Origin of the sequence: Pantoea sp. BJFS-204, from assembly GCF_049310725.1 — a bacterium.
GTDB classification, from domain to species: Bacteria; Pseudomonadota; Gammaproteobacteria; order Enterobacterales; family Enterobacteriaceae; genus Pantoea; species Pantoea agglomerans.
Genome location: NZ_JBMOWE010000002.1, coordinates 862462 through 882281, shown reverse-complemented (window position 1 = coordinate 882281; position 19820 = coordinate 862462). Strand labels below are relative to the sequence as shown.

General features: G+C 56.5%; 19 protein-coding genes. 12 read left to right on the top strand and 7 right to left on the bottom strand.

From position 1 onward, the window contains the following. Positions 1-32: 32 nt before the first annotated feature. From ACO6VX_RS10890 to fucO, 3 genes are all read right to left on the bottom strand, one after another. Positions 33-203 (bottom strand): hypothetical protein, encoded by a 171-nt coding sequence (locus ACO6VX_RS10890; protein ID WP_010247418.1) that lies wholly within the window; start codon positions 201-203, stop codon positions 33-35. A gap of 104 nt (positions 204-307) precedes the next feature. After that, entirely contained in the window at positions 308-481 is a 174-nt protein-coding gene (locus tag ACO6VX_RS10885) for a GhoT/OrtT family toxin (RefSeq protein WP_010247416.1), read from the bottom strand. 320 nt (positions 482-801) lie between these two features. Further along, positions 802-1950 carry a lactaldehyde reductase gene (fucO, locus tag ACO6VX_RS10880; RefSeq protein WP_346454815.1) on the bottom strand — a complete coding sequence of 383 codons (1149 nt, stop codon included), beginning with the start codon at positions 1948-1950 and terminating at the stop codon, positions 802-804. 258 nt (positions 1951-2208) lie between these two features. Here fucO and ACO6VX_RS10875 point away from each other — a divergent pair, with 258 nt between their 5' ends. Then, entirely contained in the window at positions 2209-3846 is a 1638-nt protein-coding gene (locus ACO6VX_RS10875) for a dihydroxyacetone kinase subunit DhaK (protein WP_010247413.1), read from the top strand. Between the two features lie 5 nt (positions 3847-3851). On the opposite strand, the gene ACO6VX_RS10870 is transcribed toward ACO6VX_RS10875, so the two are convergent. Then, the gene (locus ACO6VX_RS10870) at positions 3852-4730 is read right to left on the bottom strand and encodes a LysR family transcriptional regulator (RefSeq protein WP_010247411.1); all 879 of its coding nucleotides are present in this window, start codon (positions 4728-4730) and stop codon (positions 3852-3854) included. Between the two features lie 257 nt (positions 4731-4987). On the opposite strand from ACO6VX_RS10870, the gene ACO6VX_RS10865 reads away from it, so the two are divergent. Then, positions 4988-5536 carry a YbhB/YbcL family Raf kinase inhibitor-like protein gene (locus ACO6VX_RS10865; RefSeq protein WP_010247409.1) on the top strand — a complete coding sequence of 183 codons (549 nt, stop codon included), beginning with the start codon at positions 4988-4990 and terminating at the stop codon, positions 5534-5536. Between the two features lie 50 nt (positions 5537-5586). Here the strand turns inward: ACO6VX_RS10865 and ACO6VX_RS10860 are convergent, their stop codons facing one another. Further along, positions 5587-6453 carry an alpha/beta fold hydrolase gene (locus ACO6VX_RS10860; protein WP_010247407.1) on the bottom strand — a complete coding sequence of 289 codons (867 nt, stop codon included), beginning with the start codon at positions 6451-6453 and terminating at the stop codon, positions 5587-5589. Between the two features lie 176 nt (positions 6454-6629). On the opposite strand from ACO6VX_RS10860, the gene ACO6VX_RS10855 reads away from it, so the two are divergent. Next, positions 6630-7217 (top strand): CGNR zinc finger domain-containing protein, encoded by a 588-nt coding sequence (locus tag ACO6VX_RS10855; RefSeq protein ID WP_422458124.1) that lies wholly within the window; start codon positions 6630-6632, stop codon positions 7215-7217. Between the two features lie 53 nt (positions 7218-7270). Here the strand turns inward: ACO6VX_RS10855 and proP are convergent, their stop codons facing one another. Continuing rightward, a complete protein-coding gene (gene proP, locus ACO6VX_RS10850) occupies positions 7271-8737 on the bottom strand; it encodes a glycine betaine/L-proline transporter ProP (protein ID WP_010670739.1) in 1467 nt (488 codons plus the stop codon). 309 nt (positions 8738-9046) lie between these two features. Next, complete coding sequence (locus ACO6VX_RS10845) at positions 9047-10225, bottom strand: aminotransferase class I/II-fold pyridoxal phosphate-dependent enzyme (RefSeq protein WP_010247402.1); 1179 nt, start codon at positions 10223-10225, stop codon at positions 9047-9049. A 219-nt stretch (positions 10226-10444) separates the two neighbouring features. Between ACO6VX_RS10845 and ACO6VX_RS10840 the strand changes: the two genes are divergently transcribed. From ACO6VX_RS10840 to ACO6VX_RS10800, 9 genes are all read left to right on the top strand, one after another. Beyond that, positions 10445-11257: a MetQ/NlpA family ABC transporter substrate-binding protein gene (locus ACO6VX_RS10840; RefSeq protein ID WP_010247400.1), complete on the top strand. Its 813-nt coding sequence runs from the start codon at positions 10445-10447 to the stop codon at positions 11255-11257. Further along, entirely contained in the window at positions 11254-12288 is a 1035-nt protein-coding gene (locus ACO6VX_RS10835; RefSeq protein WP_010670742.1) for a methionine ABC transporter ATP-binding protein, read from the top strand. The genes ACO6VX_RS10840 and ACO6VX_RS10835 overlap by 4 nt, the downstream gene beginning before the upstream one ends. Next, on the top strand, positions 12272-12940 hold the full coding sequence (locus tag ACO6VX_RS10830) for a methionine ABC transporter permease (protein WP_010670743.1): 669 nt from the start codon (positions 12272-12274) through the stop codon (positions 12938-12940). Before ACO6VX_RS10835 ends, ACO6VX_RS10830 begins: the two co-directional genes overlap by 17 nt. 3 nt (positions 12941-12943) lie before the next feature. Beyond that, positions 12944-15259 carry a molybdopterin-dependent oxidoreductase gene (locus ACO6VX_RS10825; RefSeq protein ID WP_422458123.1) on the top strand — a complete coding sequence of 772 codons (2316 nt, stop codon included), beginning with the start codon at positions 12944-12946 and terminating at the stop codon, positions 15257-15259. 131 nt (positions 15260-15390) lie between these two features. Continuing rightward, positions 15391-16410, top strand: coding sequence for an isopenicillin N synthase family dioxygenase (locus ACO6VX_RS10820; RefSeq protein ID WP_010670745.1), 1020 nt, complete (start codon positions 15391-15393; stop codon positions 16408-16410). Positions 16411-16432: 22 nt separating this feature from the next. Beyond that, entirely contained in the window at positions 16433-17236 is an 804-nt protein-coding gene (locus tag ACO6VX_RS10815) for a MetQ/NlpA family ABC transporter substrate-binding protein (RefSeq protein WP_033780393.1), read from the top strand. Further along, positions 17229-18017, top strand: coding sequence for a methionine ABC transporter ATP-binding protein (locus tag ACO6VX_RS10810; protein ID WP_050498567.1), 789 nt, complete (start codon positions 17229-17231; stop codon positions 18015-18017). The genes ACO6VX_RS10815 and ACO6VX_RS10810 overlap by 8 nt, the downstream gene beginning before the upstream one ends. Continuing rightward, complete coding sequence (locus ACO6VX_RS10805) at positions 18005-18673, top strand: methionine ABC transporter permease (RefSeq protein WP_022624728.1); 669 nt, start codon at positions 18005-18007, stop codon at positions 18671-18673. Before ACO6VX_RS10810 ends, ACO6VX_RS10805 begins: the two co-directional genes overlap by 13 nt. A 9-nt stretch (positions 18674-18682) precedes the next feature. Then, a complete protein-coding gene (locus ACO6VX_RS10800; RefSeq protein ID WP_422458122.1) occupies positions 18683-19753 on the top strand; it encodes an iron-containing alcohol dehydrogenase family protein in 1071 nt (356 codons plus the stop codon). Positions 19754-19820: the final 67 nt, after the last annotated feature.

The window sequence follows — 19820 nt, the reverse complement described above, 5'->3', positions numbered from 1 at the left end:
GATCTCACAGCAGCGATCGCCTTGTGACAGGATCAATGGAATTCAGGTTCAGGGAAATGACCGCAGTCGTTCTGGCTGGGATTGGAGCCTGGCTGGCAGGTCTGCTGGCGGGTTTCGGCCGCCGGAACCGGTTTTTCAGCGTGCCACGGGGCACTACAGGCACTGAGAAGAGAAACCAGAATCATCACACTGATAACGCGCATATCCGCTCCTTATTAACCGTCATGAACAAGGCCACGTCGGTGATCGGCGGTTTGCAGGTCAGGGACGTCTTACCTGAGTGTGGTATCTAAGGGGATAATGTCAATTAAAACAGAGCAAACATCAGCGCGACAGGAAAACTCATCGGCCAGGTGGCCCCCACCAGAAAGGCGCTCAGCAGTTTGATGCTCAGCTTATCTTTGGCGATGAAGAACGTGATCAGCGTAGCGATCAATGCAACAACGGCATAGAAAATTAGCATACCCTGGTACAGTGTCATTGATATCTCCGCAGCGTCATTAAGGTTTTCGCTGCGCATGATGCGGATTTTTGTGATCCAGATCAAGTGAATCAGGGTTTAGCATCTAAAGAAATCATGGGTAAGGGCAGTTGGTTCGCTCGCTGAACTTCATCGTAACAGCGGGCGATTTCAGGCTGAAACCAGGCAGGATAAACGCGGCTAAAACCTTGGCTGATGCCGTAAGTCAGACTGAACAACCTCTGGCGAAGGCTCCCGGATTAAGCGTTGCCATGACGTAAAAAAGCCCGCCAGCGAGGACGGGCCTGTTATCGGCAGTGCATCACTACAGGATATGCGCTTTAACTCTGGCGGTATAACGCCATCACGTCCTCCAGGTCCGGCGTACGTGGGTTGCCGCCGGTACAGACATCATCTAGCGCCGCCTGTGCCAGTGCAGGGATATCCGCTTCCTTTAAGCCTACTTCAAGCAGCGAGCGGGGAATACCCACATCGCGACAGAGCTGACGCACCGCGGCGACCGCCGCTTCCCGCGCCTGATCAAGCGACAATGACTCAACCTGTTTCACACCCATTGCGCGGGCAATGTCGCGATATTTTTCGCCAGTGCCTGAGGCATTCCACGCCATCACCTGCGGCAACAAAATGGCATTGGCTACGCCGTGCGGGACATTGTAAAAGGCGCCCAGCGGGTGTGCCATGCCATGCACCAGACCAAGGCCAACATTAGAGAAACCCATACCGGCCACATATTGTCCCAGCGCCATCTGCTCAACTGCCTCAATATTTCCTGCCACCGATTCGCGCAGTGACTGGCTGATAATCTCAATGGCTTTGAGGTGTAGCATATCGGTCAGGGTCCAGGCTCCGCGTGTGATGTAGCCTTCAATGGCATGAGTAAGGGCATCAATACCGGTCGCAGCCTTCAGCGACGCTGGCATGCTCGCCATCATCTCCGCATCAATGATCGCCACTTTCGGTATGTCATGGGGATCGACACAGACAAACTTACGGCGATTCTCTTCATCGGTAATGACGTAATTAATCGTCACTTCTGCGGCGGTGCCTGCCGTGGTCGGGATAGCGATGATCGGCACGCACGGATGACGGGTGGGGCTGACGCCTTCCAGGCTGCGGACATCTTCAAACTCAGGGTTATTAATAATAATGCCGATCGCCTTGCTGGTATCCTGTGGTGAGCCCCCGCCAATGGCGATCAGGTAGTCGGCACCTGACTCTCTGAACACCGCAACACCCTGCTGCACAACCCGAATGGTAGGATTCGGCACCACCTCATCATACACCGCCCAGTCAAGCTGATGTTGCGCCAGCAGATCGGTCACCCGCTTCAGCGCACCCGCCGCGACCAGCGCTTTGTCAGTGACGATCAGTGCTTTTCGCATCCCGCGACGTTGTACCTCTTCCGGCAAATGGCGCAAAGCACCAGCACCAAACCAGGCGGTTTCATTGAGAATCATACGTTGGGTCATTAAAACATCCTCTGTTAACAAATGAATTTTTACCATCCGTGATCCCCGGTTCATGTTCTGCGCAGAACCTCTCACTTTCAGGTAAAGACATTTGATAAAAATCAATCAATTAGTAAAAATCACTGCGCCTGTGTCAGCTGGTTTTCGTGCGGTATGTCTGAAATCAGGCTACTGACCTGTTGATGGATTTCTCACTGTCGTCAGTGGTATGTAACACTGGGTCATCAGCAAACCCGCATGCCTATGAGGAAAGAAGACATGACCCGATTCGTAATGAATAAAAAGGATGATCTCGTCGACAGCGCGTTAGATGGCATGATTTACGCCAGCCCGTGGCGCAATCTGGTCCGGTTGCAGGTTGATCCGCGCATTCGCATCGTGATGCGTAATGACTGGCAAAAACAGCAGGTCGCGCTCATTTCCGGTGGTGGTTCAGGCCATGAACCGGCCCATGTCGGCTTTATCGGCAAAGGGATGCTGACGGCTGCCGTCTGTGGCGATGTTTTTGCTTCCCCCAGCGTTGACGCGGTTTACAACGCCATCATCAATATTACCGGTGAGGCGGGATGTCTGCTGATTGTGAAAAACTACACCGGGGATCGCCTCAACTTCGGTCTGGCGGCAGAAAAAGCGCGCAAAGCGGGATTCAGCGTCAATATGGTGATTGTCGGTGATGATGTTGCGTTGCCCGATAACCCTCAGCCACGCGGCGTCGCGGGCACGTTGCTGGTGCATAAAGTGGCGGGCTTCGTCGCAGAGCGGGGTGATGACCTGACGGCGGTGACCGAGGCAGCAGAGGCAGCCAGTCGTGCTATCGCCACCATGGGCGTTGCGCTCTCAAGCTGCCATCTGCCGGATGAACAGACCGGCCAGCGGGTGCCAGACGGAAGCGTTGAAATGGGGCTGGGGATTCACGGCGAACCGGGTGTTGACGTCATGCAGACGCAAAACAGTCAGCAGATTGTGCAGCACCTGCTGGAGAAAGTGATGCCGGACAACGATCAGCCACGCGCGCTGTTAATCAATAATCTTGGCGGCATGTCCGCGCTGGAGATGAGTCTGGTCACGCGTGACCTGATTGAGTCGCCGCTCAGCCGGGGCAGTGATTATCTGATTGGCCCGGCTCCGCTGATGACCGCGCTGGACATGAAGGGCTTTTCCGTCACCTCCATGACGCTGACGCCGTTGTTCGAGGAGGCGATTTGCGCGCCGGTTGAGGTCACCGGCTGGGTTCAGGCGGTTAAAGTCGCGCCGCTGCAGCCGGTTAACGCGACAAAAGAGGCAACAGCGCATCCGGCGCAACCCTCAGATAACCCGACCGTCGCTGCGTTTGTTAACAGCATCTGTGAAACCCTGATCGCCAGCGAAAGCGAGCTGAACAAACTGGATGCGCAGGTCGGTGATGGCGATACCGGTTCGACCTTTGCTGCTGGCGCACGCCAGATCCAGCGCGAATGTGCAGATAATCAGCTGCCGTTAAATGCCTTGCCCGATCTGCTCGCGGTGACGGGTGAGCGACTGGCTACGGTGATGGGCGGCTCCAGCGGCGTACTGATGGCGATCTTTTTCACTGCTGCTGCGCAGCAGCTGGCCGAAGGGGATGCGCTGCCCGCGGCCCTGCAACAGGGTCTGGAGAAGATGAAGCAGTATGGCGGGGCACAACCAGGAGATCGCACGCTGATTGATGCGCTGCAACCGGCAATCGAGGCGTTGGTGGCGGGTAAATCGCTGGCAGAGGCGGCTGATGCGGCACAGCAGGGCAGTGATGCAACCGCCAGCATGGGGAAAGCAAAAGCGGGCCGATCATCTTATCTTAACAGTGCTAACCTCAACGGCGTGTCTGATCCGGGTGCCGTCGCTGTCGCCAGGGTCTTTGCGGCATTAAAAAAACTTTAGTGCTGTCACGACGCTAAACGCGTTTGGAGAAAGGCCAGTAACTGGCGGTTTACTTCGCTGCGCTGACGGTGCTGCGGGTAAACCGCATTCAGGGAGAGCGGGGGCGGCAGATAGTCGTCCAGCACGGTCACCAGCTCACCGCGTTGCAGGGCTGTCTCAACGATAAAGGCGGGTAACAATACCAGTCCTAAGCCTGCCAGTGCGGCATCACGCAGAACCTCGCCATTGTTACTCACCATCGGGCCCTGAACCGCCAGCCACTTCGGTTTACCATTGACCTGCAGTTCCCAGCCATTCTGACCTTCACGTCCGTAGCGCAGACAGGCATGTTGCAGCAAGGCTTCTGGCTGCTGCGGCACGCCTGCCCGTTCCAGATAGCGGGGGCTGCAGCAGATAACCCGCTTCAGCTCGCCGAGCGGACGGGCAATCAGCGTGGAATCAGCCAGCGTACCGATGCGAATCGCCATATCAACGCCTTCGCCAATCACATCGGCATAGCGGTCAGCCAGCTCAATATGAAACTGCAATGACGGATGGTGGCTCAGAAATTCGGCAATCAGGGGGGAGAGGTGGCTCATGCCAAAGGACATCGGCAGATTGATTCGGAAGGTGCCGCGCAGCGCCTGCTGCTGCTCTGACACCGCCAGTTGCGCTTCCTGAATCTCATCCAGAATGCGCTGAGCATGTTGCGCGAACAGTAAACCTGCATCCGTTACAGACAGCTTACGGGTGTTACGGATCAACAGTCGTACCCCTAATGATGCCTCCAGCGCAGCCATACGGCGACTGACATACTGTTTCGATAGCATCAGATGCTCAGCTGCTGCAGTAAAGTTGCCAGCATGCATTACCGCAACGTAAATCCGGAGATCTTCAATCTGCATAGTGTCCACTTATCGGTGACAGTGACGATGATTCAGGCGAAACTTCAGCCAGATGCGTTAACTTATATCGGGTAATGCGTCACAGGGCAACGCGTCAGCTCTCTCAGCCAGCGCGACGGAGATCATAGATTTGCCGTTTCCTTACCCCTGAACAGGCGGTCAGTCGGGTCAATCGCGTTAAAGCCGTTATAGTAATCAGGCAGTGACGCAATCCATACGGAACATAATCTCTTGAGTAATCTGATAAGGAGTGGCTGGTGAAAAAATTACTCTGCGCGACGGTGCTGGCCGTTTTGCCAATGACCACGCTGGCAGCGTCGGTATTTACGCTGCAATCACAAGACTTCAGCGATAATGCGCTACTGGATAAAAAGTTTGCCGGTGCCAATAAAAGTAATCCTTCCTGTACCGGTGAGAATATCTCTCCCGAATTGAACTGGTCTGCGATTCCGGCGGGCACCCGCAGTCTGGCTCTTCTGATGACCGATCCGGTCGGGGCCAAAGGGCTCGGCGTTACCCACATGGTGGCCTATAACATTCCCGCCAGCCGCTCGTCATTTGCGCAGGGGGCTCTGACAAAGGGCAAGGACTACACCGGCGGAAAAAATACCCCAGGGACGCTGCACTATTATGGCCCTTGTCCGCCTGCAGGCAGTGGGCTGCATCACTATAACTTTGTGCTGATCGCCACCGATTTGCCGGTAGGTCAGTTGAAAGCGGGGTTAACCCAGGCAGAGCTGGTGGCACAGCTGAAAGGCCATGCGCTGGGCGCGGCCAGCACCGTTGGCCGCTTTAGCAATGAGTGACCTGCACGCTTGCAGAGGCAGCGCTGAACAGCCTGCCTCTGCGCAGCGGGTCAGTCGCCACTGAACATCTCGCGGATGCGCGACGCAATGTGATGCGTGTGTGTCTCCAGCGCGAAGTGGCCGCTATCCAGCATCTCGACCACCGCCTGTGGATTATCCCGCTGCCAGGCCACTGCGCCCGGTGGAATAAAGAACGGATCGTGCTTGCCCCAGATCACCAGCGTTGGCACCTGCTGCTGGCGAAAGAACGCCTGAAATTCCGGATAACGTTTCAGGTTACTGGCGTAATTGAGAAACAGGGCCTGCTGAATATCTTTGTTACCGGGGCGCTCCATCAGCAGGGTATCCAGGGTATAGGTTTCCGGGGCGATCTGCTGCGGATCGCTCACCCCATGCAGATACTGCCACTTCACCCCTTCCAGCGTCAGGATGGCGTCACGGATCACCTGACCATTTGCTTCGCTGGGATCGTCCCAGTAGGCGCGGACCGGCGCCCAGGCCTCTCCTAATCCCTCCAGATAGGCGTTACCGTTTTGTGATATCAGTCCGCTGACGCGATCGGGGTAAGCCAGTGCCAGTCGCAGACCGGCAGGTGCGCCATAGTCGAAAACATACATCGCATAACGTTCCAGCCCCAGTGCATCGACAAAGGCGGTCAGCGTCTGGCCCAGCGCGTCGAAGGTCCAGGAATAGTTGCGCTCAGCAGGCACTTCAGTGAAGCCAAAGCCCGGCATATCGGGTGCGATGAGATGAAATTTATCGGCCAGAAGCGGGATCAGATTGCGGAACTGATGTGAAGAGGTGGGAAAGCCATGCAACAGCAGCAGTACCGGTAGGGAAGGATCGCCCGCTTCGCGATAGAAAATATTGACGCCATCGGCCTGCTGGTAACGATACGAAATGGATTGATCACGCATGCTGAACTCCTGTAACTGGTTAAGTGGTATTTATGGGGTTACTAAGAGTCATTATGCAGCCAGAATGTAACCTGTCAAATCAATTTATAACGGTTACAATAAGGGCGGTGTAACTATTCAAATAATCCTTTGTCGGTTACAGTGGCATCAGCAGAGTTAACAAGGGAGGCAATATCATGGCGGAAACGCAATCACACACCGCCCAGGGACCGTGGTTTCTGGCCGATCATCCGGCGCTGGATTTCATCAATACCCTGGCCATCGTGGAAGGCCAGCCGCACGACTTCTGGCAAACCGATCAGGATGTTGAAGCCTGGCTACACCAGGCCGGACTGGCACCAGACGCCCCGGCTCCGCAGCATGAACCGGGTGCGCTGTTGGAAGCAGCGCGTCACTTACGTCAGATCATTCGTGATAACGTGCAGCAGCACAAAGCGGGAGAGGGCGTTGATATTCAGGCGCTGAACGCCTGGCTGGGTGAAGCGACCAGCCATCTGCAAATGACCGGGGAGCCGGGTGCCTTAAAAATCAGGCGGGTCTATGCGGGCCAGAGTGTGATGCAGCGGCTGGGACAGGTTGCGGAACAGGCTGCGATGTTGCTGGCGCAGGAGGATTTCAGCAGAGTCCGTGGCTGTGAATATCCCGCCTGTACACTGTGGTTTTACGATCGCACCAAAGCGCATCGCCGCCGCTGGTGCAGCATGGCGCTGTGTGGCAATCGGGCGAAAGTGGCGCGTTTCAGGGCAGTTAAATCAGCTGGGTAAACAGATCGGATGGCAGATAAAAAAACACCCTGCAGAGCAGGGTGTCAGAACAGTTATTTCGCAGTGGTCGCTGATGGCTTGTGCCGCTTGCGCAGCTTGTCGATCAGGCGATGCGCTTCCGCTTTGGTCGCTACCGCAGGGGATGAACCGGTCAGCGGTTGACGGGCTGTTTCACGTACCGTCAGAATGGTGAGCAGGCCAATCACGCCCGCGCCCATCATGTAGTAAGCTGGCATCATATTGTTTTTAGTGGTATCCACCAGCCACGCGGTAATCAGCGGTGTCGTACCCCCAAACAGCGAAACCGACAGGTTGAAACCGATGGCCAGCGCACTGTAACGGATATCGGTAGTAAACAGCGCAGGTAGCGTCGAAGGCATAGTGCCGCTGAAGCAGGTGTGCAGTACACCCAGAATCATCAGGCCGCCAAATACCGCCCACATATTACCGGACCCGATCAGCATAAAGCTCGGGATGGCGAGCAGGATCAGACCCACCGCACCAAAGGCAATCACCGGACGACGACCAATGCGGTCGGTCCAGCGACCCCACAGCAGCGTCAGCGGCATCATCACGAACATCGCCACCATCACCAGCAGCAGGCCACTTAACTCTGGCAGACCCAGCACGCCGGTCAGATAGCTCGGCATGTACGAGGTCAGCATGTAGTTAGAGACGTTAAACAGCAGCACCAGACCGATACATTTCATCATCGGTGCGCGGTATTTGCTCAGCATCTGCATCAGCGTCAGACGCGGCTTGCTTTGCTCCAGTGCTTCCTGTTTTTCCATGTGCTGCTGGAAAGCCGGAGTCTCTTCCAGCTTCAGTCGCACATAGAGACCAAACAGGCCCAGCGGCGCGGCGATAAAGAACGGCACGCGCCAGCCCCAGGACATCATCGCCTCATTCGACATCACGGTGGTCATCACCGTGACCAGGCTGGCACCCAGCAGGTAACCACCGATGGTGCCGAATTCCAGGAAGCTGCCCATAAAGCCCCGGCGTTTATCGGTAGAGTACTCCGCGATAAAGGTCGCTGCGCCACCATATTCACCACCGGTTGAGAAGCCCTGGATCAGACGTGCCACCAGCAGCAGAATCGGTGCCATGATGCCTATCGAAGAGTAAGCCGGGATCAGACCGATACAGAATGTACCAATCGACATCATGATCATCGTCATCGCCAGCACTTTCTGCCGTCCGATGCGGTCACCCAGCGGGCCAAATACCAGGCCGCCAATCGGACGTACCAGGAAGGCCGCGGCAAACGTACCAAAGGTGGCGATTAGCTGCACCGCGTTGTTGGCATCCGGGAAGAAGACTTTGCCGATGATCACGGCGAGATAGCTGTATACGCCAAAGTCGAACCATTCCATCGCATTACCTAACGCAGCTGCGCCAACTGCACGCTTCAGCATGTCGTTGTCGATTACGGTAATGTCGTCAACAGTCAGCTCTTTTGGCTTCCTGTTCCAGAAATGTTTCTTTGGGTGTTCAGACGATGAGTTTCTGGTGTCCATATTCTCCTCAGGTGCATCAATGAAGGAGTCTTATAGCTTTCGCAGCCGCAAACAATGTTCAGAAGAAACCGTGGAAATGAAAGCTATAAGAAGCCGAATAATTTTTAAGTGAAGCGGCAGAAACCGCAGCCGGTAAACTCTAGACTACGATTGTAAGTTTTTGCAAGTTTTCAGCCGAAATAACTGCATTTACTGACAAACCCAGCATAGTGAACTTATTCACGCCTGCTTACGGGTCTGAACATTTGGTAATAACTTGCGGCTGGTGCTCTTGTTATATCTGGAACTGATTTTCCCGGTACTAACGCGCTACTTAAACAGTTTCAGTTCGTCGATGCGATCCAGCGCCTGCAGTAATTGCTCCGTCCCGGTTGTCAGGCTGATGCGAATATAATCACGACCCGCTGCGCCAAACCCGTTACCCGGTGCCACCAGCAGATGACACCGGGCCAGTAGCAGGGCGGCGAATTGCTCCCCGGTGAAACCAGCTGGCGCTGCCAGCCAGAGGAAAAAGGTGCCCTGACGGGCGCGAACCGGCCAGTGCATTGCTGCCAGCCTGGCTAAAATCACTCTGCGCCGCTGATGGTAATGCTCTGCCAGCAAGCTGAGTTGTTCAGCGGGCAGCGACAACGCGGTGATGGCGGCATCCTGCACCGCGCCATACACCGTGCTGTAGCTATGAGTATGAAGTTTTTTAAATGCTGCAATCATCGAGGCGTTTCCCACCGCAAATCCCACCCGCCAGCCTGCCATGAGTGCGCTTTTTGACAGCGTGTAGATTTCCACGCCCCAGGCTTTGCCATCGGGCTGTGCCAGCAGACTCAGCGGCTGTTCGCCCGACTCACTGCCCAGCGTGGCATAGGCGAAGTCATGAATCAGCGGAACATGATGCTGGCGGGCGAAGGCCAGCGCGTCGGCGAACAGCGCGGCTGTCGCCAGTGCGCCAGTGGGATTATGGGGATAATTGAGCAGCAGCAGACCGGCACGCGCCGCGATCTCGTCCGGCACCAGGGTGAAATCGGGCAGGAAAGCATTGCGCGCCTCCAGCGGAATGCCATAAAAATCGGCACCTGCCTGACGGGCCGCTGAGCGGTAGAGCGGATAGCAGGGATCGGTAGAGATCAACACCTGACCCGGATTGAGCAGGGCGCGGGGAAAACCGTTGACGCCAATGTGCGCGCCCTGGAACAGCGCCACTTCAGTTTCAGGATCGAGCGTGACGCCGTAGTGACGCTGGTAAAAGGCTGCGATAGCACGGCGCAGCGCGGGTTTGCCCCAGAACGAGGGATACTCATGGTTCTCCGGTTTCGCTGCCGCAGCCTGTAATGAAGCGATTACCGCGGGCGGCGTTGGCTGACGCGGACTGCCGGAGGAGAGATCGATCAGCGGTAACAGCGCATCATCCAGTTGTGCTGCCTGCTTTTCCAGCATGCTGAAGAGGTTCTCTTCCAGCCCTGCGACCATCTCTGAAGCTGCAAACTCCGCCATATCTCTCCCGCAATAAACAGTGTTAAGCGAGGAAGGATGACACAGCTGACATTAAAATCTTTAGCAGAAATAACGCTGTTCTTTGCAAGGATTCGAATATCCAGCGTGTGACTATCGTTAGCATAAATAAGCCAAAGTCGGGGCTGGGTTTTGCCTGTTCCTCTCCGCGATGGCTGTGATTAAATCGATCGCTCTCACAATAATGAATCAGGGCAAACAATGCAGATCACATCCCGGGGAATTATTCTGGCGCTGACCACCGCCAGCCTTTTTATTTCTGCCGCTCAGGCAGCCGACCAGAAGAAAATACGGATTGGATTTAATCCAGGGCCTTATAAAGAGCAATTTGAAAAAGGCGTCGCGCCCTTATTAATCAGGCAGGGGTATACCCTGGAATATAAAGATTTCAGTGATGGGATTCAGGTTAATGATGCCGTTCACCGCGGGACGATTGACGCCAATATCATGCAGCATCCCGTCTATCTTAAGTCGGTTAATGACCGGCTTGGCATTGATAACGTTGGGATTGTGCAGGTGCCGACCCCGCCAATGGGGCTCTACTCTGGGCGCGTGAAAACGCTGACTCAACCCGCGCCAGGCAGCACGGTCTCTGTGCCCAATCAGCCCTCAAATGAGTACCGGGCGGCGCTGTTACTCCAGAGCATCGGCTGGCTCAAAATCAGCCCCGATAGCGATGCTGCCACTTTTTCGCAGAAAAATATCACGGAAAATCCCTACAAAATCGTGCTCAAAGAGATGGATAACGCTCAGCAGGTGCGTGCACTTCCCGACGTTGACTATGGAGTCATTCAGGGCAACTTCGCGGTATCCAGTGGCATGAAACTCAATTCGGCACTGAAACTGGAAGCGGCAACCAGCCAGTTTATTAACGTGGTGACGGTTGCCGGTAAAAATAAGCAGGCTCAGTTTGCCCGTGACATTATTGCCGGCTACCACTCAGCAGAATTTAAAAGCTATATCACCGGTAATGCGCAGTATGCGGGCTATCTGCTGCCAGATTATTTCAAATGAGTCAGGTAGCCATTGCGTTTCGCCATGTCAGCAAAACGTTTGCGCGAAACGGTGCAGAAGTGCAGGCGCTGAAGGAGATTAATCTGCGCATCAACCAGGGTGACATCTTTGGCGTCATCGGCACCAGTGGAGCCGGAAAAAGTACGCTGCTGCGCCTGATTAATCACCTGGAGACTCCCACAACCGGCTCGGTTGAGGTGCAGGGTGAAGCGTTACAAGGGATCAGCAAAAAGCGCTTAATTCAGGTCAAAAAGCAGATTGGCATGATCTTCCAGCACTTCAATCTGCTCAATGCCAGAACGGTGTTTCACAACGTCGCCATCCCACTGATTTTACAGGGCCGGGATAAAGATTTTATCGCCACCCGTGTAGCGGAGCTGCTGGCGTTTGTTAACCTCAGCGACAAAGCCCACAGCTACCCGGATGAACTCTCCGGCGGACAAAAACAGCGCGTCGGAATTGCCCGCGCGCTGGCAACCAATCCCGCGATTCTGTTGTGTGATGAGGCGACCTCCGCGCTGGATCCCCAGACCACGGTACAGATTCTGCTGCTGTTACAGGAGATTAATCAGCGTTACGGCATCACCATTGTCCTGATCACCCATGAGATGTCGGTGGTCCAGAAGATCTGCAACCGGATGGCGGTGATGGAGCAGGGCCGTATCGTTGAACAGGGCGATGTCCTGTCGCTGTTTGCTGAACCGCAACAGTCGGTGAGCGCCAGCTTTGTGCAGTCCGTTATCCACGATCGCCTGCCACAGCAGACCCTTGCGCTGTTAAGCCAGCATCCGGCTGTCGACGTGTTGCGGCTGGAGTTTGTCGGCAGCACGGCACAACAGCCGATCATCAATCGCCTGATCCGTGAACATGAGGTTGAAGTGAATATCCTGTTCGCCAGCATGACAGAAGTACAGCGTACCATTCTGGGTTTCATGATTGTGCAGATCAAAGGCGAGCCCGCCCGACGCGAGGCGGCCATCCAGTTTCTCATCGCGACCGGAGTGAAAATCAGTGATGTCAGAACTCTTTGAAACCGCCGTTACCGGCGATCAGTTCCTGACGGCGATGCAGGACACGCTGATCATGGTTGCGTTGTCGCTGGGCTTTGGTTCGCTGCTGGGCCTGCCGCTTGGCATTGTGCTGGTGATCTGCCGTCCGGGTGGGATACAGCCGAATCGACTGGTACATCAGTTGCTGAACCCGATCGTGAATATCATCCGTTCACTGCCGTTTATTATTCTTCTGATCACTATTCTGCCGCTGACGCGCCTGCTGGTGAACACCACCATCGGTACGGCGGGGGCCATTGTGCCGCTGGTGATATTTATTGCGCCCTATATTTCGCGGCTGGTGGAGAATGCGCTGCTGGAGGTGGATGAGGGCATTCTGGAGTCAGCCAATGCGATGGGTGCCACCACGCTGCAGACTATCTGGTATTTCATGATACCGGAAGCCGCCTCGTCGCTGGTGTTAGCCCTGACCACCGCCACTATCGGCCTACTGGGTGCGACGGCGATGGCGGGCACGGTGGGCGGCGGCGGCATTGGCGACCTCGCCATCACTTACGGCTATCAGCGCTTTGATGCCTTTGCCACGATTTCGACTGCGCTGGTGCTGATTGTCATTGTCCAGCTACTGCAAACCCTGGGTACGCGTCTCTCGCGCCGTATCCGACGCGAGTGAGCCATGAAAAAGAATGATTTAGCCGTTATGCACTGGGGCACGTATCACGTCACCACCGATGGGGATACGCTGACGTCGGTCAGGCCGGTGGCGTGGGACCGTAATCCCTCTGCGATCGGGCAGTCGTTACCGGGCGCGGTGCAAAGCGAAACCCGGGTCAAAAATCCGGCCGTCAGGCTCGGTTATCTCCAGAACAGAAGCGCATCCCGCAACGGGCGCGGCAAAGAGCCGTTTGTGGAAGTGAGTTGGGATGTTGCGTTGCAACTGGTGGCGGAGGAGCTGGGGCGTGTCAAAACAGAGCACGGCAATCAGGCGATCTACGCCGGCTCTTACGGCTGGTCGAGTGCCGGACGTTTCCATCATGCCCAGAGCCAGCTTCATCGTTTCTTTAACCACTATGGCGGCTATATCGCCAGCACCAACACCTACAGCATTGCGGCCGGTGAACGCACGCTGCCGCACATCATCGGCAACCTCGATGAGTTACAACGTCACCATACCCATTGGCCGGTTCTGGCAGAGCATTGCGAACTGTTTGTGGCTATCGGGGGGTTGCCGCTGCGCAATGCGCAGGTCAATGGCGGCGGGGCTAATGACCATGCGCTTTCTCATTGGTTAACCACGCTACGGCAGAATGGCACCCGGTTTATCAACATCAGTCCGGTCAGAAACGATCTCGCTGGGGTGGCGGATGCGGAGTGGCTGGCGATACAGCCCGGCTCCGATACGGCGCTGTTACTGGCAATCGGGCAGGTGTTAATTACTGAATCTCTCTATGACGCGCCATTCACAGAACGTTACACGGTGGGCTTTGACCACTATGCCGCCTACCTGCTGGGTGAACGCGACGGTATAGCTAAAACGCCAGAATGGGCCGCTCCGCTGACCGGGCTGGCGGCCGCGGAAATCCGTGCGTTGGCACAGCAGATGGCGGCGCATAAAACGATGGTGAATATTGCGTGGTCAGTGCAGCGGGCGCGGCAGGGCGAGCAGGCTTTCTGGGCCACCGTTGCGACTAGCGCTCTGCTGGGTCAGATCGGCACGCCCGGCGGCGGGCTGGGCTTTGGTTACGCCTCAACCAATCTGGCCGGTGCCGCCCGGCGACAGTTTTCCGGGCCTCGTCTGCCCGCCGGTCATAATCCGGTTCAGGAGACGATTCCGGTGGCACGCATCGCCGACATGTTGCTCAATCCCGGAGGGCACTATGAGTTTGATGGGCAACAGCGGGTCTATCCCGACATCCGGCTGGTCTACTGGGCGGGCGGCAATGTCTTTCATCATCATCAGGATATCAACAAGCTGATACGCGCCTGGCAGCGGCCGGACACTGTAATTGTGCATGAGCAGTTCTGGACGGCGCAGGCAAAATTTGCCGACATCGTGCTGCCTGCGACCACGTCGCTGGAGCGTGAAGATATTGGCAGCGCCAGCAACGACGGTTTTATCATCGCCATGCCGCAGCATCTGCCGCCGTTTGCAGCTGCAAAATCGGATTACGCAATTTTTGCCGCTCTGTCGCAGCGGCTCGGTTTTGCTGACGCCTTTACGCAGGGGCGTGATGAGCGCCAGTGGCTTCAGTCACTCTATGAAGATTCCCGGCCACGCGCGGCAGCGCAGGGCATCGAACTGCCGCCATTTGAGGCGTTCTGGTCACAGGGAGTGGTGGAGTATCCCGCGCCAGAGACGCCGCAGATCCTGCTAAAAGCGTTTCGCGATAACCCGGAGTCAGCCCCGCTCAGCACGCCGTCGGGGAAAATCGAGCTTTTTTCTCAGCAGGTGGCCGATTTCGGGTATGACGAAGCGCCCGGATTTGCCTGCTGGTATGCGCCGGAATACCAGGCGCAACAGCAGGAAAAGCAGCAGTGGCCGTTGCATCTGCTCTCCAGCCAGCCACGGACCCGGTTGCATAGTCAGTACGATCATGGACGGGTCAGCCGGGCCACCAAAATTGCCGGGCGTGAGCCACTCTGGATGCATCCTGAAGATGCTGCTGCGCGCGGCATTGAGGAGAACAGCATCGTAAAAGTCTTTAACGGACGCGGCGCGCTGCTGGCGGGTGTGCATCTGACGCAGGATATCCTGCCGGGTGTCGTACAGATGTCGACCGGCGCCTGGTATGACCCGCTCGATCAGCAGGAGGGCCAGCCGCTGGATAAACACGGCAATCCCAATGTGCTGACCCAGGATAGCGGCAGTTCACGACTCGGCCAGGGGTGCAGTGCGCAGACCTGTTTTGTCGAGATTGCGCTTTATCAACAGCCTTTGCCTGAGATTACGGCATGGTTACCGCCGGCATTCGTGGCGTGGAGCGCAGAGTAATCTGCGGGTTTAAAGCCCGCGGCGTGGTGGGATATTCCCATCCGTCGCATATACATAGCAGGATTAGTTGGTAGTTAACGCATAAATGAAATGGCAGTGTAAAGCGATTCCATGCCAACAGAGTGTCAATCATGAGCGCGTTAACCACAGCAGAATTGCCGGTAATTGATTTCGCATTATTGTCAGGTAATCAACAGCAGCAGCAACAGGTCCTGGAAAAATTAAGCCAGGCCGCGCGTGATGTCGGTTTCTTCTATTTAATCAATCACGGCATCGACCGTGAACTATTAGATGAGGTTCAGCACGTCGCGCGGAAATTTTTTGCCCTGCCACAGGCGGATAAATCCGCAGTGGCGATGGCGAACTCGCCGCATTTTCGCGGCTATAACCTGGCGGGGGTTGAAATAACCCGCAGCCAGCCTGACTATCGCGAGCAGTTTGATATTGGTGCGGAACGGGAAGCGCTGCCCGTTACCGCCGATTCACCCACCTGGCAACGGATGCAGGGGCCGAATCAGTGGCCTGAAGCTTTACCTGAACTGCAAACGGTGGTCACCCGCTGGCAGCAGCAGATGACAGCGGTGGCGCTGGAGCTGCTGCGCGCCTTTGCCGGGGCACTGAATCTGCCGCGCAACGCCTTCGATAACCTCTATGGCGACTATCCCAACGAACATATCAAACTGATCCGTTATCCGGGACGCACGGAGGGCGAATCACGCCAGGGTGTTGGCGCGCACAAAGATTCAGGCTTCCTGACGATGTTACTGCAGGACGATCAGCCGGGCTTACAGGTGGAAGTGACGCCGGACAACTGGATCGATGCCTCACCACTGCCGGGCGCGTTTGTGGTGAACATTGGCGAGCTGCTGGAGCTGGCAACCAACGGTTATCTTCGCGCAACGGTGCACCGTGTGGTGTCGCCACCGCAGAGCAGCGAGCGCTTATCCATCGCCTTTTTCCTTGGCGCGCAACTCGACGCCGTGGTGCCGATCTATCAACTGCCTCCTCAGCTGGCTGAACTGGCACAGGGACCGAGCAGCGATCCGCTTAATCCGCTGCTGCGCGAAGTGGGCTGGAACTACCTTAAAGGCCGGCTGCGTTCGCATCCGGAAGTTGCCCAGCGTTTCTACCCCGAACACAACACCCACTGATAACGATAAGAGATAAATGATGATGATTAAAAAGCGCTTTCTGGCCCTTGCCGGTCTTTCACTGCTGATTGCCCAGAGTTTACAGGCCGCGCCGCTGCGCGTAGCGGCCGATCCGCTGCCACATGCGGAAATCCTGGAGTATGTAAAAACCCTGGATCCGAAACTGGATCTCAAAATTGTTGAGCTGAGCGGGGGCGTGAATGCCAATGAGCTGCTGGCCGCCGGGGATGTGGATGCCAACTACTTCCAGCATCTGCCTTACCTGAAAGATCAGGAGAAGGCGCTGGGGAAAACCTTTGCCGTGGCCGCCAGTGTTCACATCGAGCCGCTGGGTATCTATTCGCGGAAAGTGAAAAGTTTAGCGGCGCTACCTGAAGGGGCCAGCATTGCGGTACCGAACAATACCACTAACCTGAGCCGCGCACTCTGGCTGTTGCAGGACAAAGGGGTGATCAAACTCAACGCGCAGGGTGAAACGGGTTCGACGCTGGTGACGCCGAAAGATATCAGTGATAACCCGAAGAAAATTAAGATCGTTGAGATTGAGTCGCCGCAACTGCCACGCTCGCTGGATGATGTGGATGCCGCAATTATCAACGGCAACTACGCGCTTGAAGCAGGTCTGACCCCATCGAAAGATGCGCTGGGACTGGAGTCTGCAGCACATAATCCCTACGCCAACCTGCTGGTAACGACGCCAGAACTGGCGAAAGATCCCCGCGTGTTACAGCTGGCGAAAGATCTGCGCTCGCCGCAGGTAGCGGAGTTTATCCGTAAAAATTATCAGGGCTCAGTGATTCCGGTTGCGGACCAGCAGCATGATTAAACTCAGTCATCTCAGCAAACAGTATCCTGGCGCATCTGCGCCAGCGTTAGACGACATCTCACTCACCATCGAAGAAGGGACCATCTTTGGCATCCTCGGTCGGAGCGGAGCGGGAAAAAGTACACTATTGCGCTGCCTCAATCGGCTGGAGAGTCCCACCAGCGGCCTGATTGAAATTGACGGGCAGGATCTCGCTGCGATGAGCCTGGCGCAACTGCGTCAGCAGCGACAGCAGATGGGGATGATCTTCCAGCACTTCAATCTGCTGCATTCGCGCAACGTGCAGGACAACGTCGATCTGGCGCTGGAGATTGCCGGTGTGCCTGCGGCTGAACGTCGCGAGCGGGTCGCATCGCTGCTGAAACTGGTGGGGCTGGCCTCCTTTGCTGCGGCCTGGCCGTCGCAGCTCTCCGGTGGACAGAAACAGCGCGTCGGCATCGCCCGCGCGCTGGCCGCCCGACCCCGTTATCTGTTGTGCGATGAGGCGACCAGCGCGCTGGATCCCGAAACCACCACTTCGATTCTCGATCTGCTGGCCGATATTCAGCAGCAGCTCAATATCACCATTGTATTGATCACCCATGAAATGGCGGTGGTGAAGCGGATTTGTGACGGGGCGGCGCTGCTTGAGAATGGCCAGCTGGTTGAGAGCGGCAGCCTGAGCCAGATCATGGGACGTGAAGAGGGACGCCTGCGCAAAATGCTGCTGAAGGATGGCGAAGCAGACCGGGCGTTTATCGAAAAATATCAGCATGAGGCGTTAACCCGATGCGTAGCATGAGTAGTGAGCGGTTTCAGGAACTGCTGCTGAACGCCACTGGCGAAACACTGTATATGGTGTTGCTGGCGGCCCTTTTCACGGTCGCGATAGGGCTGCCGGTGGGCGTGCTGCTGTTTCTGACCCGACCAAAAGGCATTCTGCCCAATCGCGCAATTTCACTGCTGCTCAATACGCTGGTAAATACCGGACGCGCTTTGCCATTTGTGGTGCTGCTGATCGCGCTGATCCCCTTTACCCGTCTGCTGGTCGGCACCACGCTGGGCAGCACTGCCGCCATTGTGCCGATTACGCTGGGGGCATTTCCCTTTTTTGCCCGCATCGTGGAGAACGCGCTGGATGAGGTCGACCGCGGCCGTATAGAAGCGGTGGTATCAATGGGCGGTACCCTGTGGCATATCGTCAGCCGTGTGCTGCTGCCGGAAGCGCTTCCCGCGCTGGTGGCGGGCGTTACCCTGACGATTGTGATGCTGATTGGCTTCTCGGCGATGGCGGGCGTGGTTGGCGGTGGCGGGCTGGGCGATCTGGCGATTCGCTACGGTTATCAGCGCTTTGATAACCAAATCATGGCGGCCACCATTGTGGTGCTGCTGGCGCTGGTGATGCTGATTCAGAAACTCGGCGACCGGCTGGTGCGCTCGCTGGCTTATCGTCGATAAGGGGGAACGATGTTTCGCGTGATGTCGCCGAAAGGCTATCTGCAACGGCCAGGGCTGCGGGCCGGGGTGGGAGAAATTATCCGGCCGCTTGCCTCGCATATTCACATCTTCACCTCGCCGCGGGCCTGGCAGGCGGTGAATCCTGACATGAGCATAAGTCTGGAACGGGCGGGGATCCGCTGGCAGCTCGATACGCTGACCGGTGAGTGTACCGATGCGGCGATTGCTGCGCTGCAACAGCAGGTGCAGACGCATGGCGCTACCCTGATTCTGGCTGTGGGTGGCGGGCGGGTGCTGGACTGTGCCAAAGCGGTCAACGACGCGTTGCCGGATATCCGGCTGGTTAACTTCGCCACGCTGGCCGCCACCTGTGCCGCCTGGTCTCCGCTGGCGATTATCTATGATGAGCGCGGCGGCCATCTGCGCAGCCAGCCACTGAATGCCATGCCTGAGCGGATTCTGGTGGACAGCGAGGTTATCGCCCGCAGCGAGGTACGCTATCTGCGGGCCGGGATCGTGGATGCGCTGGCCAAATGGTTTGAATTTGAGCCTTATCAGCGACAGACGCCGCACCAGCTGGCGCTGGATCTTAAAGTCGCAGCCGCCTGGCAGGCGGTGACGGTGCTGAAACGCTGGGGAGACACGGCAGTGGCCGATAACATCAGGCAGCAGGTCACCCCGGCGCTGGAGAAAGTGATTGAAGCCAACATTGTGCTGGCGGGGCTGGCTAACAGTATTCAGGATGAGATGGCAACCCCCGGTTTTGCCCATATCATCCACGATCGCCTGACTCACCAGCCAGAGCTGCATCACTGGCTGCATGGTGAAAAGGTCGGTTTCAGCTTGCTGGTACAATCCTGGATTGAACAGCAGGGTAAGCAGGTGGAGCCTGAACTGCTGGCGCTGCTGCGCCATTTCCACTCGCCCCTGACGCTGCCTGCGGCAATTAACGAGGACAGGGTAAGAGAGATTGCGCAGCAGATCCATTTCCCCTCCGCCAGCCTGGCGCACCTTCCCTTTACGTTCGATCACCCTCTGCTGGAGCAGGCCTTGCTGGCGACTTCTGCGTTTAAACAGTAAGTGCGGTGAGCGAATTGATCAGTGGTCGCCGCTTGCTAACCTACCAATAGTAACTTACCTTTAGTAG

Excerpts from the sequence above, each read along its gene's own strand:
- ACO6VX_RS10890 (WP_010247418.1), bottom strand. The coding sequence starts at position 203 with ATGCGCGTTATCAGTGTGATGATTCTGGTTTCTCTTCTCAGTGCCTGT.
- ACO6VX_RS10885 (WP_010247416.1), bottom strand. The coding sequence starts at position 481 with ATGACACTGTACCAGGGTATGCTAATTTTCTATGCCGTTGTTGCATTG.
- fucO (WP_346454815.1), bottom strand. The coding sequence starts at position 1,950 with ATGACCCAACGTATGATTCTCAATGAAACCGCCTGGTTTGGTGCTGGT.
- ACO6VX_RS10875 (WP_010247413.1), top strand. The coding sequence starts at position 2,209 with ATGACCCGATTCGTAATGAATAAAAAGGATGATCTCGTCGACAGCGCG.
- ACO6VX_RS10870 (WP_010247411.1), bottom strand. The coding sequence starts at position 4,730 with ATGCAGATTGAAGATCTCCGGATTTACGTTGCGGTAATGCATGCTGGC.
- ACO6VX_RS10860 (WP_010247407.1), bottom strand. The coding sequence starts at position 6,453 with ATGCGTGATCAATCCATTTCGTATCGTTACCAGCAGGCCGATGGCGTC.
- ACO6VX_RS10855 (WP_422458124.1), top strand. The coding sequence starts at position 6,630 with ATGGCGGAAACGCAATCACACACCGCCCAGGGACCGTGGTTTCTGGCC.
- proP (WP_010670739.1), bottom strand. The coding sequence starts at position 8,737 with ATGGACACCAGAAACTCATCGTCTGAACACCCAAAGAAACATTTCTGG.
- ACO6VX_RS10845 (WP_010247402.1), bottom strand. The coding sequence starts at position 10,225 with ATGGCGGAGTTTGCAGCTTCAGAGATGGTCGCAGGGCTGGAAGAGAAC.
- ACO6VX_RS10840 (WP_010247400.1), top strand. The coding sequence starts at position 10,445 with ATGCAGATCACATCCCGGGGAATTATTCTGGCGCTGACCACCGCCAGC.
- ACO6VX_RS10835 (WP_010670742.1), top strand. The coding sequence starts at position 11,254 with ATGAGTCAGGTAGCCATTGCGTTTCGCCATGTCAGCAAAACGTTTGCG.
- ACO6VX_RS10830 (WP_010670743.1), top strand. The coding sequence starts at position 12,272 with ATGTCAGAACTCTTTGAAACCGCCGTTACCGGCGATCAGTTCCTGACG.
- ACO6VX_RS10825 (WP_422458123.1), top strand. The coding sequence starts at position 12,944 with ATGAAAAAGAATGATTTAGCCGTTATGCACTGGGGCACGTATCACGTC.
- ACO6VX_RS10820 (WP_010670745.1), top strand. The coding sequence starts at position 15,391 with ATGAGCGCGTTAACCACAGCAGAATTGCCGGTAATTGATTTCGCATTA.
- ACO6VX_RS10815 (WP_033780393.1), top strand. The coding sequence starts at position 16,433 with ATGATTAAAAAGCGCTTTCTGGCCCTTGCCGGTCTTTCACTGCTGATT.
- ACO6VX_RS10810 (WP_050498567.1), top strand. The coding sequence starts at position 17,229 with ATGATTAAACTCAGTCATCTCAGCAAACAGTATCCTGGCGCATCTGCG.
- ACO6VX_RS10805 (WP_022624728.1), top strand. The coding sequence starts at position 18,005 with ATGCGTAGCATGAGTAGTGAGCGGTTTCAGGAACTGCTGCTGAACGCC.
- ACO6VX_RS10800 (WP_422458122.1), top strand. The coding sequence starts at position 18,683 with ATGTTTCGCGTGATGTCGCCGAAAGGCTATCTGCAACGGCCAGGGCTG.